The sequence below is a fragment of the Pseudomonas sp. NPDC088444 genome, assembly GCF_044900175.1.
Classification (GTDB): Bacteria; Pseudomonadota; Gammaproteobacteria; order Pseudomonadales; family Pseudomonadaceae; genus Aquipseudomonas.
In genome coordinates this window covers 148,839-163,396 of sequence record NZ_JBJDNK010000007.1, presented here as the reverse complement: position 1 = coordinate 163,396, position 14,558 = coordinate 148,839, and the positions used below count along the sequence as shown (strand labels likewise).

The window sequence follows — 14,558 nt, the reverse complement described above, 5'->3', positions numbered from 1 at the left end:
GCCCTGCGGAGGGCGGCGCTCATGGTGCCGCCCTTTCAACACCCAGACACAAATCGCATCGTCAATGGCGGTATATAGATACGGCTCTTTGGACGCTCGAACGCGAGATAGTGAAGGGCTTATTCCTTCATATGTGTTTCGCCATGACCGACGCTCTACCCGCCTCCCCCGCCATCCTGAATCACAACCACATCGCCAGGCTGCGCAACAGCCCTGTCGCTCGCCTGCTTTCGGGATCGATCTGGGTCCTGAAAGCCTGGCAGCTCGACATGGCAATGCCGCCCCCTGTAGAAACCTGGATCGACCACCAGTTCAGCGAAGCCCTGAGAACGCCCTTTAACGAAACCGTCGATCTGGATGCCGTGCACATCGACTTCACCACCGAGGAGCATCCCGCGGTGGATGTGGACGGGCAGGAGCGCTATGAGCTGAGGCTGTCCTTGCGCGAGCTGGGCCGAACCCTGCTGGAACCAGAAGCCTTTCTTGCCCTGACCCGCTGCGCTGTCGAGCCTGAACGCCCGCTGCTCGACCATGCCCCTGGGTTTACGATCCAGCATCTGTTCAGAATGCTGATCAAGGCCAACTGGCCTGGCGCCTACGAAACTCTATTGCGCCAGTTCTGGCAGCGCTACGTTGACACATGGCAACTGCTCGCCAAATGTTCATTTCTGCATGGCCTGCACCGACAGTACAAAACCGGAAAGATCAGCCGCGACAGCTATTGGCTGGGCCTCAACACGATGGGCATCCATCGCCTCCCAACAACGCTCGATCCTCTGGAGGCGAGCGTTTCGCCCCAACACTCGACCGTCAACGGTGTGCTGCTGAACGACGAACCCATTCCCGGTCTGTTTCATGTGAAGTCCCGACGCACCGGGCACTGCTTCGTTCATCTGCAGGGCGAGCAGCCCGATTGCCTGGAGTACATCAGCGACAACGCCCCCTGGCACTCCGAGAAAGTGCTGGAAATACTCAACCGGTCACCCTGGCACCGGGCGCATCTGGACTTGGGCGATGCGCCGGGCCATCTCACACTCGGCAGGGAGATTCGTGGCGATCTGTTCACTTACCTGCGCTCGGCGCAAGAGCAATTCTCGCTCGATCACCTTGCTGTCCCTTCGTTGCTGCTACTGATCAACCCGGCGTTGACACTGATCAGTGCGCTCGACCACTGGCACAGCGCGGCGCACCTCAAGAAACGCATTCCAACACCACTGGGGGTGGCCAACCGGATCATGGGTAAATGGCTCACACAGACGCTCGGGCGCAAAGTCGATCCAGCCCATGTGTTCGTTCGCTACCTTCGAGGCACATCCATCAGACCCTGGGGGCATGCGCAACTGGCCGTGAATCCCGAGATCGTGTCCCCTGATGAAACCCCGGTCGCACTCGATCAGGCGCTGGTACAGAACTTTCGCGAGCGCCGCCCGATCGGCTATGACGACGAAGGCGGGCGCTGGGTCGTGTACGAGGACCATGACGGTGCAGGCCAGTGGCGCGTGGAGAATGAAGTTCCACTCACTGCGGCGGCTGTCGAGCGCCATATCAGAAACATCAAGTTCCTCACCAACATGAGCGGCAAACTGCGGCGGTTCTGGCAAGATCAGTCGCCTGCCGTCGAGCGCGGCCTGTGGTCGACGCTGATCGGTCAGGCCCTGTTCAACCTCAAACACGGTGACCTGTCGACCAAGGGGTTCAATCTTCTGGTGTCTGCCCTGCAGGAGCAGAAACGCAGCATTTCCCGGCGCCATACTCAGTGGAGCGCCATTGGCTTCTATCTGGACGGTGGCCCTGTGGGGGGCACGCTGTGCCCACCTTGCGGAGGGTTGCTTGTACTGCGTCATGCTGGTCAACCGGGAGGCGTCCTGTACCAGGCGGGTCAGCCTCGGGCCTTCGTTGAATTCACAACCTCCGGGCAACTGAGCGAGCACCTTCGTCGTGCCGCTGCCGATCCTTCATGGCGTGCCACTGTCCTCAACTACATGCCCCTGCACCTTCACTCATCGTGCAACTACATTCTGGAACTGTGGGCAGACCTGAGGCGCCCTCCAGAGCCCGTATCGCGCCTGCGTCCCTGGACTGATCGGCTGTATCGCGAAGCGGTGTACAAAGCCGTGAATCATGAATGGGGCGAACAGCTTCTTGAAGGATGTCCCGTCAGCTTTATCCTGGAACAACTGCGCAGCAACAGCCTCTCCGACGCGCAAAGCAGCATCGTGACCGACCGCGAATTGCTGCTCGATGATTTGACCCGACGACTCAACCGCTTGCAGGTCCTGCTTGCACCACTGGCGCTGCTATTACCTGCTGCCGCGATTGCGTCACTGACGGCAAGCGCAGCCAGCCTTGCGTTGCGTGTTCAGGCAGCGAATCTTCCGGGCGACCGGACAGAGGAAAAACGGCAGGTGCTGGCCATCATTCTGTCACTGGGCCTGCTGCAACTTGCTCCCGCCACCCCCAGCCTGCTCCGGTCGTTCAGTCGCCTTGCCACGCCCACGAAGCTGGTCGGACTCACCGCAGCTACCCCGCCCCTGCGCAATTTCGGCCTGTGGCTGCAACATGCCACGCAATCGCGTAAAACCGTGCTAAGCCGCTTTTTTAACGGATCGGGGCCGCTAAAAAATTGGCGGGTGGCCGCAAGCCGCACCTTCGATAGCGAGCCAGTCAGGGTCTGGAAACTGGGGCGCAAATTCCTGCTCTGGACGTCCGACCGTTCGCAAGCCAGAACCCTGGTGGTCAGTAGCCACGGCTACTATTTCCCCTGGACTCGCACCACCGCCGTCCCCAATGGCACGGAACTCAGAACCTACGCCCCTCATGGCCATGTGCTGATTGATCCCGGCCTGCACAAAGTGGTCAGTCAATCCGTGCTGCCCTACGCAAAAATCGATAGCACACAGCCACAGGCGGGACCGGCAACAATGTCGTTTTCCAGTCTTGTCGAAGGTGACACCTTGATGGCGGGTACGACCTTGTCCGGCCATATCAAGAACTACTCGCTGGCCAAATACCAAAGCGACACCTATGAGAGCTATCGGGACATTTCCCAAATCGTTTCCAACAGCTATCGCTCACCGCTGCCCGCCGAGATACCGGCAACGCCCATGGACGTGCTCACTGTACGCAACCGCTTCGGCATGGCAGGCGCAACACTGGAGGATCTGTTCGAGCAATTGCATCGACACGGTATTCACTACGACAAGATTCTGCTCGTGCATTGCCGTTGTTCGGTGATCAGCGCAAGCCTGGGACTGGCGCCCAGATTCGTGCCTGACACGGCCGCAATCCCCATTTCGCCCTGAGCAAACCGGCCGGAAACTGCACAAGCCCATGGCGCCAAAGGGTGGCAGCAGGCTAGCATGTGTCGCTCAATGGATTACTTCTTCAAGCGGACTGGTCATGCCCCTTCGTTCCACGCTCCATTCACAACGCTCCCTGCTGTTGACGTTGGTGATCCTGTTGGGGAGCGGCTTTCTGGCAACCTCCTTGCTCAGCTATTTCGCCTCGCGGGACGCCATTCGCGACAGCATCGTCAACACCGAATTGCCGTTGACGTCGGACACGGTCTACTCCGAGATCCAGAAAGATCTGGTCCGCCCGGTGCTGATCTCGTCAATGATGGCCCGCGACACCTTCGTACGCGACTGGGTCGTGGCAGGGGAGAAAGACTCGCAGCAAATGACGCGCTATCTGAAAGAGGTGATGGATCACTACGGTGCCTACACCTCGTTCTTCGTGTCCAACCAAAGCCTGACCTATTACCAGGCCAAGGGCGTACTGAAGAAGATCCGGCCCGACGAGCCTCGCGACGTCTGGTACTACCGCGTGCGGGACATGGCCGAACCTTACGAGATCAACGTCGACCCTGACCTGGCGAACAAGGACAACCTGACCTTCTTCATCAACTACAAAGTGTTCGACTACAACGACAACTTCATCGGTGCCACGGGCGTGGGGCTGACCGTCGACGCCGTGATCAAGCTGATCGACCGCTATCAACAGCGCTACCAGCGCAGCGTGTACTTCGTCGACGCGTTCGGACGTCTGGTGCTGACCGGCGCCGAAGGCGGCCCGCAAGGGGCGAAGATCGGCCAGGTGTTGCGCGAGTTGCCGAACCTCAAGGACTTGCAGGTGCAAATGCCCAAGCCCCAGAGCGGAAGTTATCAATATGAGTCGCTGGGCGATGAGCACTTTCTCAACGTGCGCTACATCCCCGAGCTGAACTGGTACCTGTTCGTCGACAAGCGTGAAGACGGCGCGTTGACGGACATTCGCCGCTCGCTGTATCTGAACCTGTCGATTTGCCTGGCGGTCATGTTGCTGGTGCTGTACTTGCTGCATCGGGTCATTCGTCGTTTTCAGGTGCGCATCGAAACTCAGGCGATGGTCGACAGCCTGACCGGCTTGCCGAATCGCCGCGGCTTCGACCGCATCGCGATGAACGCCATCGACGACGCACGACGCGATCACAAGGCGCTCTCAGCCATGCTGCTGGACCTGGACCACTTCAAACGCCTGAACGACACCCACGGCCATCTGGCGGGTGACGAAGTGCTGACCGGTTTTGCCGACGACGTGCGCCGCTGCCTGCGTGAGAGCGACATCATTTGCCGTTGGGGTGGCGAAGAGTTCATCATCCTGCTCAAGGACACCAACAGCAGCGGTGCCCGACGCGTCGCCGAGAAAATTCGTCTGCTCGCCGAGCAACACACCTACGTGTTCACAGGCACTGCCCTGCAAGTCACGGTCAGTCTGGGCGTGACCGAACTTCACCCCGACGACACCCTGCAAAGCCTGATCGCACGCGCGGACCAGGCGCTCTATAGCGCGAAGCAAAGCGGGCGCAATCAGGTGTGTACCGAGATGGCAGAACCGGCATGACGAGCACTGACATCAACCCTGATACCTGTCCGGTGTGTGGCCAAAGCAACCGTTGCACGCTGGCCGATCCGCGCACGGTGGATCGGGCGTGCTGGTGTTTTACAGAGACCATCGATCCTGCGGTGTTGGCGGCATTACCCGAAGACGTCCGAAACAAAGCCTGCCTGTGCCCACGTTGCGCCGGCCTTGTCGAAGCAGACCAAGCCACGCTCCTACAAAGTCGTCACATACCTTAATATCCGCATCCTTCTCTCTACCCTCAAACGCCCATGCGCCTCGACCGCTTCCTCAGCAACCTCCCCCGCTTCAGCCGCAAGGACGTGCGCCTGGCATTGCTCGCAGGTCGAGTGACGGTGGATGGCGTAACGATCAGAGAACCGCTGCACGAAGTGCGTGAATTCAGCCAAGTGACCGTCGATGGCGAAATCCTGCAAATGGGTAAACCCGCCCGCTACTTCATGCTGCACAAACCACCCGGCTGCGTCAGCGCTACCCGCGATCCGCAACACCCCACCGTCCTCGACCTGTTGGACGAGCCGGACAAACAGGATCTGCACATCGCCGGACGCCTGGACTTCAACACGTCGGGCCTGATGCTGATCACCAATGACGGCCAGTGGTCCCGCCGTCTAACCCAACCGAGCACCAAACTGCCTAAGGTGTATCACGTCGAAACCGAGCAAGAGATCGGTGAGCACTACATCGAAAAATTCGCAGAAGGCTTCTACTTTGCCTTCGAAGACCTGACCACACTCCCCGCGCACTTGACGATACTTGACAGCCATCACGCACAGCTGAGCATCGTCGAAGGCCGTTATCATCAGGTCAAAAGGATGTTCGGTTTTTTCGACAACAAGGTTGTGAATCTGCACCGGGAAAGCATAGGGCCGCTGGTTCTCGATCCCGCCTTGCAGCCCGGGCACTACCGGGCACTTTCTGCTGAAGAGATTCAGCACATCTGACGTCTTTCGACCGCTCGGCAGGTCGTGTAGGACAATTCGCGAACGGCACTTGCGACATCCCGGGTCGCCTGCTTGAATCCAATCGTCGGTCCACATGTGACCGGAGAGTCACTTACGCATTCTAAGAAACCTTTTGTCGGTACCACGCGGCCAAGCGCGACATCTGACAAATCGCCCGCCAATAACAATACCTGTCGGCCAGCCCGTAAACGGACCGACACGGGGCCACTTCAAGGCATTGCCTACCTGTCACGAAACTCGTGCAACGTCACTGTTAACGTCGCTGCGCGCACACCTGTTTTAACGTCAGGAGACATGGATATGAGGCCAGAAATCGCTGTGCTTGATATACAGGGCCAGTTTCGGGTTTACACGGAGTTCTATCGCGCAGATGCCGCAGAAAAGACCATCATCATGGTGAACGGCTCACTGGCCACTACAGCATCTTTCGCCCAGACCGTCCGCAACCTGCACCCGCAATTCAACGTGGTGCTCTATGACCAGCCGTATGCGGGCAAATCCAAACCCCACAACCTCAACGAAACACCGCTGACCAAGGAAATCGAAGGGCAGATCCTGCTGGAGCTGATCGACCACTTCAACGCCGAGCACATCATGTCGTTCTCGTGGGGTGGCGCTCCGACACTGGTTGCCCTGGCCCATCGCCCCAAACGCATCGAAAAGGCCGTCATCAGCTCGTTCTCACCCGTGATCAACGAACCGATGCGCGATTACCTCACCCGAGGCCAGCAACACTTGGGCGCGTTCGACCGCTTCGAAGTCGGCACCTTGATCAACAGCACGATTGGCAAGCACTTGCCCTCGTTGTTCAAGCGCTTCAATTACAAACACGTCAGCTCACTGGACCTGCACGAATACGCGCAGATGCACCACCACATCAACCATGTGCTGGAAGCGACGACGCAGAAACAGCTCAAGGCCGCCAAACGCATCAACGTGCCGGTGCTGTTCATGAATGGGGAATGGGACGAATACACGTCGGTGGATGACGCCAGGCTGTTCCAGAACCATGTGCGCGACTGCCATTTCACCACCATCAAGGACGCCGGGCACTTTCTGGATATGGAGCACAAGGCAGCCTGCCTGGACTCTCAGAACGCTCTGCTGAGCTTCCTCACCCCGGCCCCGGAACCGAGCCGAAACCGCTACAGACAGGTACAGACGCACCATGCATTTGCAATCTGACCGTGAAGGTCCAAAGGTACGGATTCATTCGCCAGCGCCCGTCCAACAGTTCTCGGCGGATGAATCCCGAACCTTCTGTCAGCAACGCTGAATGCTCGACGAGGTATTTAAAGCTTCAATTCGTCAGCGGCATCTGGTACAAAGTCACCCGCTGAACGCGTCAAGGCCATTCACGAGAGCGCTCTCGGAAACGCCTGCTTTGGCATGTAAAAAAGTGTGTCAAATGCGGGTATAGTTTAGTGGTAAAACGAAAGCTTCCCAAGCTTTAGTTGAGGGTTCGATTCCCTCTACCCGCTCCAGAAATTTACTCCTGACGTTAGGTCAACATGACTTGATGAGGGAATCGTTATACGAAACCGGCCCGATTGGCCGGTTTTTTTATGGATGACAATCTAGAGATTTCATATCTCATACACAGATATCTGCAATCTAATTTATTCGCTTCTCCAGATACCCAGTTCTGCCTAACGTAACCCATCCGAAATCACCCAGGCGATGACGATGGAAAACGCTCACCTCTCTTCTCGCTCCACAACCACTCACGCCAGCCCCCACAACAGCAAATGGGCCATTGCGTCAGGCTTTTCCGCAAGCCTCGTCGGCATTGGCCTTGCACGTTTCGCGTATACCCCGCTGCTGCCCGCGATCATCGATGCGGGGTGGTTCGACTCGTCGAAGGCGGCGTATCTGGGGGCTGCGAATCTGGCGGGGTATTTGATGGGCGCGTTGACGGGCCGAGTGATGGCAGAGAAGTCGTCCACCGCTTTCACGCTGCGAGCAATGATGCTGCTGGCGAGTGTCGCGTTTCTGGCCTGCGCCTTTCCGGTTTCCTATCTGTGGTTTTTCGTGTGGCGGCTGCTGTCGGGGATTTCCGGTGGTGCGTTGATGGTACTGGCCGCTCCTGCGGTGTTGGCGCACGTCGCGCCGTCGAAGAAAGGGCTGGCGGGCGGGGTGATTTTCATGGGGGTCGGCGTCGGGATTGCAGCCTCGGGAACATTGGTGCCGTTGTTGCTGCAACAGGGGCTTACACAGACGTGGCTGGGGCTTGGCGTGATCTCGCTGCTGTTCACAGCACTGGCGTGGAAGGGATGGCCATTGCAGGAAGTTGAGCCGACGAAATCGGGTCAACCCCCACGCCAGACGAAAAACACCACGCTCAAGGCCCTGTACATCGAGTACGCGTTAAACGCCGCAGGCTGGGTGCCGCACATGATTTTTCTGGTGGCGTTCATTGCCCATGGATTGAACGAGGGGCTGGAGGTCGGGGCTCATTATTGGGTGCTGTTTGGTATCGGCGCGACATGGGGGCCGCTACTGGCAGGGGTTTTGGCGGACAGGGTGGGCTTTGCTCTGGCACTTCGGCTGTCGTTCATCCTTGAGGGGGGGTGCGTGTGTATTCCCGCCCTCAGTGCGAGCGCGCCGTGGCTGATAGCGTCGAGCATGGTGGTCGGCGCGTTCGTAACCGGAACGGTGCCTTTGGTGCTCGGTCGTGTTCAGGAACTGTTGGCCCACCATCCTGCTCAGCAAGGCCCTGCCTGGCGCACGGCCACCGTGGGTTTCGCCCTGTTTCAAGCAGTCGCGGCCTATGGGTTTTCGTATCTGTTTACACTCAGTGGCGGCCAGTACGCGCTGCTGTTCATGCTGGGGACCGGAGCCATCGCGCTGGCACTTCTGATCGACCTTGTCGCGGCGCGAGTTCCCAGCCGCATCACGCGATAGCGCCTCAGGCCAACTGACGAACATTCAGCGAGCGCGCCTGGCTCTCCAGATGCACGCTCTTGAGAAACGTCGCCAATGCACTGGAGAAATGGCTGTCGACACGCCGTATGAAAACCGTCTCGACTTGAGCAAAAGCGGGCGGTATTTCGTGCACGGCAACGCGCCCTTCCTGCCACGCATCCGCCACGACGCCTCGGGGCAGCAGTGTGACGCCAACGCCCGCTGACACGCAGGCGATGATCGCCTCGATGGAACCGAAATCCAGCGGCTCGGGCGCCTGAACGCCAAGGCTTGCGAGCAGCGCATCGAGGCGCTGACGGTAGGAGCATCCGACCCGGAACACGATGTTTTTCAAATGAGCGATGGTCGCGACCGCGTCCAGTGAACGGATGGCGCGGGAGGTGACCAACACCAGCTCTTCGTGAAACACCGTTTCGGCGAGCAACTCGGGATGACTGACGGGTCCGGCCACAAACGCACCTTCAAGCTGACAATCGACAACCGCCTGAATCAGGCTACTGGTCGTGCCCGTCCTGACCACCGGGCGGACGTCGGGATACGTCTTGGCGAAACGCGCGATCAACAGTGGCAGACGCAGTGCGAGAGTGGTTTCCAGCGTGCCGATTTCCAGCACGCCTGATGGCGTGCCGTCGTCACGGGCAGCAGCGGCGGCATCGGAAAGCAGTTTGGCGAGTTTTGCGGCGTAGGGTAAAACGCGCCGTCCGGCAGGCGTGATCTGCACGCCTTTGGCACTGCGCTGAAATAACGAAACACCGAGTTCGTCTTCCAGCGAACGAATGCGTGAAGAAACGTTGGATTGCACGGTGTTCAGCTCGACAGCGGCCTTGTTCATGCTGCCGTGCCTGGCCACAGCGTCCACGACTTTCAGATCGATCACATCCATGGGGCTTACCTGCTATCTCAAAAACCAATAACCCTTAAAGGGTTTATAACGCTTTCGAGATTAAGCCGCATGGTGATCAGGAACAAGTCGGCGCGCACGTCAGGTCGATTGGGGAATATCGACCCGACGCCCGCGCCTGTGCTCTGCAGCATTCAGAACGAGTAGTCAGCGCTCAGCATCAGGCCACGACCTGCACCTGGCACGCCGTAACCACGGCCGTTGTATTGCGACCAGTAGTGCTTGTCGAACAGGTTGTTGACGTTCATCCGCACATCCAGATCGCGAGTGGCTTGCCAACTGACCATGGCGTCATGCACCACGTAATCCGGGACAGTGGTTTCGCCTGCGCGAGTCAGGACAGCGCCTTGACCACGGTAGATTTTCACCTCGTCGACGTAACGCACACCGTAGCTGACCGAAAGGTCCAGCGGCAGCTTGTAAGTGGTCCACAGGTTGAGGGCATTCTGCGGCGTGTTGGCCAGCTCCAACCCTTCTTCCGAACCGTTGTAGCCTTTGACCAGCTTGCTGTTCTCGTGGATGTAGCCGCCGTAGACCGACCAGTTGCGAGTGATGTTGCCGGTGCCGGAAAGCTCCAGACCGCGCACGCGCTCTTCGCCGCCCGTGAATGCGGTGCCTTCGTCATCGTCGATGAAGGTCAGTTGGCGCTTGGTTTCGAACACATCGCCGGTCAACTCCAACGCACCGTCGTACAACTCCCACTTGGTGCCCAGTTCGTAGGTCTTGCCCCGATCGCCCTTGGTCGATGCAATGCTGCCCGTCTGCGCCACGGCCAGTACGCCGGACGGCTGCTTGGCGTTGGCGTAGCTGATGTAGAAGCTGCCGTTGCGCACCGGTTTATAGACCAGCGCGGTGTGAACACTGGTGAGTTTTTCCGATTGATCGGAATTACCCAGATCGGTCCACGCAGCCGTCTGGCTGGCGCGGCTTTCGTTGTCGGTCACGCGAGTATCGAAATGGTCCTGACGCGCAGCCAGATGCAACTGCCAATTGTCATTGAACTTCAGCGTATCGAGCACGTAAAACGCCTTGTCCGTCTGCTCCACCGATTGCTTGGCAGAGTAGTAGGTGTTGGCGCTGAATGGGTACTTCGACCAGTCGTTGCTGGACGTCGGCAGGCTGCCCATGCGCGCACGGTCGGCGGCGGTGAGTGCCCCGGTTTTCGAATCCAGCGTTTGCTTGCTCAGGTCGAAGCCGCCGACCAGCGTATGACCAATGCCGAAGGTGTCGACTTTCCAGGTCAGGTTGGTCTGGTTGCTGAAGGTTTCGTTGGTCTGCGTCCGCTCCGGAGTGTTGACGTTACGGCGGTAGATTCCGCTGCCGGCCTGAATCCCTGGCGCACCCGCCGTGGCGTCACCGCCGGGTGTGGTGATGAAGTAATCGTGATCCAGATGAAAATAGGTGAACTGGGTGTCGACGCTCAGCGAATCGTTGAAGTCATGGGCGAACTTCATGTTCAGACGATGGGATTCGTTGTCTTCGTAGTTCAGGTTGCGCCAACCCCAGTAGCTGTTCCAGCTCGCGCCACCGGCCCGGCTCGGGCGGCTGCCGTTGGTGCCGTTGACCGTCGGGATACCGTAATCCGGGTTGCTGTTGTCGTGAATGTATTCGTACGCGACGGTGAAGCGGGTGTCGGTGCCCAGACCCAGTGCCAGCGAAGGCGCGAAGCCATAGCGCTCGTCACCGACCCAGTCACGACCATCGACCCCAGAGTTGTTACCCATGATATTCAGACGGAACGCGGCGCCTTCGCCCAGACCGTCAAGGGTGTGGTTTACGTCCAGCGTGCCGCGACGATAATCCGCCGTGCCAACGCCCGCGCTGACGTGATTGAAGTCGTCAAGCACCGGCGCTTTGGTCACCAGATTGACGGCGCCGCCAGTCGCACCCACGCCCCAACCTGCGGAACTGGAGCCTTTGAGCACTTCCACCGATTCAGTATTGAAAAAGTCATTGCGCGAATATTTCGCGGGGTCACGCACGCCATCGCGATAGATGTTGCCGTCGGCGTTGAAGCCACGAATGGTCAGGCTGTCACCCACCCCACCGCCGCCCTCGCCGGAGTTGAAGGTGATGCCCGGCACGTTGCGCAGCGCGTCTTTCAAGCTCTGAGCGTTTTGCTCCTTGAGCAGTTGCGACGACACCACCGTGACGCTTTGTGGCGTGTCCAGCAGTGGCTCGGTGGACTTGGACGAGCTGAGCTTCTCGGTGGTGTACGGCGCATCGCTCTGGCTGTCGATGCTGGTGGCCGGGAGGGTCAAGTCCTCCGCCGCCGCTTGACCGGTCGAGGCGTCCTGTCCGGCCGCCCAAGTCGACATCGGTAACGCCATGAACGTCGCCAGCCCCATCAACGGCGCGAGCGTGTGTGTACGAGAAGCGGCAAGCGAAAGGCTGGCGCCGCGCTGGAGGTTGAGTTGGGTTGGGGAGGACATCAGTCGGCCTTCGTCAAGGAGAATAATTCGCATTCACAACAGCGAAATTCTATCAACGGCCTTTTGCCAGCTTTACAGGGATTTGTAATGGAGATGCGTGGGATGCGGGGCTGACATATTTCATTACATTTCAGCCGGTCAGGTGTACGTCATGCCCGGAAGCATTTTCGGGTGACCCGTCGTAGAGCAATATCCAGAAACCTACCTTCCAGGCTTGCCGCCTCTCCGTCCATCAGGCTGGTTACTCCTATCCATTTAAAAACATATTAAAAAGCCCCTGCTCAATCACAGGGGCTTTAAGCCGCTCCGGCACTTAATGCCTCGTCTCATCCTTCGCCCTGTGCGCTTTTTTCTCAGGCTTATCCTCATTAACTTGAGCCTTCATCGCCGCCCGCTCTTTATAAGCCGGTAGCGACGCCGCAAACGCCATCGCCTCCTCCCTTGTCCCGAACGATCCCAATCGGTCATGGTCGGTGCAGACGCGCCATGGACCGTTGTTCACGTTAATCACGTCGTAACCGTTGAAATGCGTTTTGCTAAGCATCGCACTGTGCATGGGTACCTCCCTCTCATTCAGAGAGTGTTGTGGACTCTGACCCGAAAAACCTTACACCCGGTATCAGCCTGTTGACTCACCAGCGGACCGACGGCGTCTGGATCGCGGGATTTGAACGTTCAGAGGTTAGAAAAGCGCAGGGTTCAGCAGTTCGAAGGTTTTTCAGTTTGACCGACCACAGGCAGCCACATTGACAAGCCAGACCTGTGTTCCTATAAGTCCACTCCGTTCTGGCTCTGGTCAGTGCCTGTTCACCCGAAAGCGAAGCGAGACGATGGATTCCACCGATTTTGATGCCAAATTGTCCGACTGGACCCAGTTGCAGACCATTCATCCCTGCTCGGGCCTGTTGCTGGGTAACGGCGCGAGCCTGGCCGTGTGGAAGAACTTCGCTTACGACTCGCTGTTCGAACTGGCCCAGACGACCCGTAACAAGCCGTTGAGCCCGACCGAACTGGCGCTGTTCAAATCGATGGAAACGGAGAACTTCGAGCCCGTGCTCAGCGGCCTGAAGGTGGCGATGCGAGTCAACGCCGCACTGACGATCAGTTCGTCATCCCCACGTAATCGCTACTTCGCTATCAAGGAAGCATTGATCCATGGCATTCGCTCTGCGCACATTCCGTGGCGTCTGATGGCGCCTTCGACCATCGCCCATATCGGCCATGCGCTGGGTCAATACGACACGGTGTACTCGACCAATTACGACCTGCTTGCCTACTGGGCAGTGATGCATGGTGCACACCCGTTCGATGATCTGTTCGACGAAGACGCCACCTTCAACCTGCACCGCACCGCCAGCCACGCTACCCGAATTTTGTATCTACACGGCGGCATGCACCTGGTGAAGAACTTCGACGGCACCACGCGCAAGCTGCAATCTTCGGAAAGCACCCTACTGGGCAGTTTTGCCGTCAACGCGCTGGAGGACGTGCCACTGTTCGTCTGTGAAGGACGCAGTGACGACAAGATGAAGATCATCCGTGGCTCGGATTACCTCGCTTATTGTCACGCTCAACTGGCGCAGCACCAGGGTGCGCTGTGCATCTTCGGTCATGCACTGGGTCGGCAGGACCGGCACATTCTCAATGCCGTTCTTCAGGCCCGTCCGAAAACGGTGGCCATTTCGGTCCTGCCTCGCAGCGACGCATTTGTGCAGCACCAGAAACGGCATTACAGCACCCTGTTCGGGGGGCAGAATATCGAGCTGCAGTTCTTCGATGCCAGAACTCATCCACTGGGGAATCCGGATCTGGCAGTGCCGGTGGCGCGGTTGAAGGAGGGGTTGGAAGTGAAGAACGGCTGATCACCGCCCTACGATCACTGCATCTTCCCCAGCCAAAACAGAAACCGGACCTCAAAAGGTCCGGTCATTCATCCCGACAATCACAACGCTCCGATTCTTCCCACCCTGAAGCGTTTACTCGTTACTTTCCGACAACGCGCCCGCCAACACCGCACCGCCCTGTGCTTGTCTGCCGACGCTGGCGGCCATCGTTTCGGTCGAGAGCCGGACACTGCTCAAGGCCGCCAGACGGTCGCTGCTCGTCGATCTGACGACGCTCGATGACCACTGAGCCGCCACGGTCGCCATCCATGCGAACACGAACACTACGACACCTTGCAACGCCCACTTTCCGATGACCGACACGATGGTTCTCCTGACTAAGTTCAATGGCAGCAATTTGACCTTCAAACTGTTGCAGGAAGATGGCATTCAAGTTCTGCACCAACATTTGCCCCTGAGCGGCGCTCACGGAAAAATCCTCGAAAACGGCATTTCCACCCTGTCCCCCAAAGTGTACGGCTGATTCTGTCGCTAGCTGTTAAGGGGCTAAGTGCCCGTTCTGTGGCTGAATGAATGTCTTCGTTCATCTATA

At 58.5% G+C, this 14,558-nt stretch carries 12 protein-coding genes and 1 tRNA gene; 9 read left to right on the top strand and 4 right to left on the bottom strand.

Features of this window, described 5'->3' with window-relative positions; translation table 11 throughout:
- Positions 1-143: 143 nt before the first annotated feature.
- The 7 genes from ACI2KB_RS15555 to ACI2KB_RS15525 all read left to right on the top strand — a co-directional run bounded on the left by ACI2KB_RS15555 (position 144) and on the right by ACI2KB_RS15525 (position 8,768).
- The gene (locus tag ACI2KB_RS15555; protein WP_404635991.1) at positions 144-3,302 is read left to right on the top strand and encodes a dermonecrotic toxin domain-containing protein; all 3,159 of its coding nucleotides are present in this window, start codon (positions 144-146) and stop codon (positions 3,300-3,302) included.
- A 97-nt stretch (positions 3,303-3,399) separates the two neighbouring features.
- Positions 3,400-4,881 (top strand): diguanylate cyclase domain-containing protein, encoded by a 1,482-nt coding sequence (locus ACI2KB_RS15550; protein WP_404635989.1) that lies wholly within the window; start codon positions 3,400-3,402, stop codon positions 4,879-4,881.
- Positions 4,878-5,117 (top strand): cysteine-rich CWC family protein, encoded by a 240-nt coding sequence (locus tag ACI2KB_RS15545; protein WP_404635987.1) that lies wholly within the window; start codon positions 4,878-4,880, stop codon positions 5,115-5,117. The genes ACI2KB_RS15550 and ACI2KB_RS15545 overlap by 4 nt, the downstream gene beginning before the upstream one ends.
- A 33-nt stretch (positions 5,118-5,150) precedes the next feature.
- Entirely contained in the window at positions 5,151-5,843 is a 693-nt protein-coding gene (locus ACI2KB_RS15540) for a pseudouridine synthase (RefSeq protein WP_404635985.1), read from the top strand.
- Positions 5,844-6,164: 321 nt separating this feature from the next.
- Positions 6,165-7,049 (top strand): alpha/beta fold hydrolase, encoded by an 885-nt coding sequence (locus ACI2KB_RS15535; RefSeq protein ID WP_404635983.1) that lies wholly within the window; start codon positions 6,165-6,167, stop codon positions 7,047-7,049.
- Positions 7,050-7,274: 225 nt separating this feature from the next.
- Positions 7,275-7,348, top strand: a tRNA-Gly gene (locus tag ACI2KB_RS15530).
- A 202-nt stretch (positions 7,349-7,550) separates the two neighbouring features.
- Entirely contained in the window at positions 7,551-8,768 is a 1,218-nt protein-coding gene (locus tag ACI2KB_RS15525; RefSeq protein ID WP_404635981.1) for a YbfB/YjiJ family MFS transporter, read from the top strand.
- Positions 8,769-8,772: 4 nt separating this feature from the next.
- Here ACI2KB_RS15525 and ACI2KB_RS15520 read toward each other — a convergent pair whose 3' ends face one another.
- From ACI2KB_RS15520 to ACI2KB_RS15510, 3 genes are all read right to left on the bottom strand, one after another.
- Positions 8,773-9,672: a LysR family transcriptional regulator gene (locus tag ACI2KB_RS15520; RefSeq protein WP_404635979.1), complete on the bottom strand. Its 900-nt coding sequence runs from the start codon at positions 9,670-9,672 to the stop codon at positions 8,773-8,775.
- A 152-nt stretch (positions 9,673-9,824) separates the two neighbouring features.
- Positions 9,825-12,122, bottom strand: a complete 2,298-nt coding sequence (locus tag ACI2KB_RS15515; protein ID WP_404635977.1) for a TonB-dependent receptor — start codon at positions 12,120-12,122, stop codon at positions 9,825-9,827.
- 313 nt (positions 12,123-12,435) lie between these two features.
- Positions 12,436-12,678 (bottom strand): SPOR domain-containing protein, encoded by a 243-nt coding sequence (locus ACI2KB_RS15510; RefSeq protein WP_404635975.1) that lies wholly within the window; start codon positions 12,676-12,678, stop codon positions 12,436-12,438.
- 274 nt (positions 12,679-12,952) lie between these two features.
- Here ACI2KB_RS15510 and ACI2KB_RS15505 point away from each other — a divergent pair, with 274 nt between their 5' ends.
- A complete protein-coding gene (locus ACI2KB_RS15505) occupies positions 12,953-13,984 on the top strand; it encodes a DUF4917 family protein (RefSeq protein ID WP_404635973.1) in 1,032 nt (343 codons plus the stop codon).
- Between the two features lie 114 nt (positions 13,985-14,098).
- Here ACI2KB_RS15505 and ACI2KB_RS15500 read toward each other — a convergent pair whose 3' ends face one another.
- Positions 14,099-14,329, bottom strand: a complete 231-nt coding sequence (locus ACI2KB_RS15500; RefSeq protein ID WP_404635971.1) for a hypothetical protein — start codon at positions 14,327-14,329, stop codon at positions 14,099-14,101.
- Position 14,330: 1 nt separating this feature from the next.
- Here ACI2KB_RS15500 and ACI2KB_RS15495 point away from each other — a divergent pair, with 1 nt between their 5' ends.
- Entirely contained in the window at positions 14,331-14,489 is a 159-nt protein-coding gene (locus ACI2KB_RS15495; protein WP_404635969.1) for a hypothetical protein, read from the top strand.
- Positions 14,490-14,558: the final 69 nt, after the last annotated feature.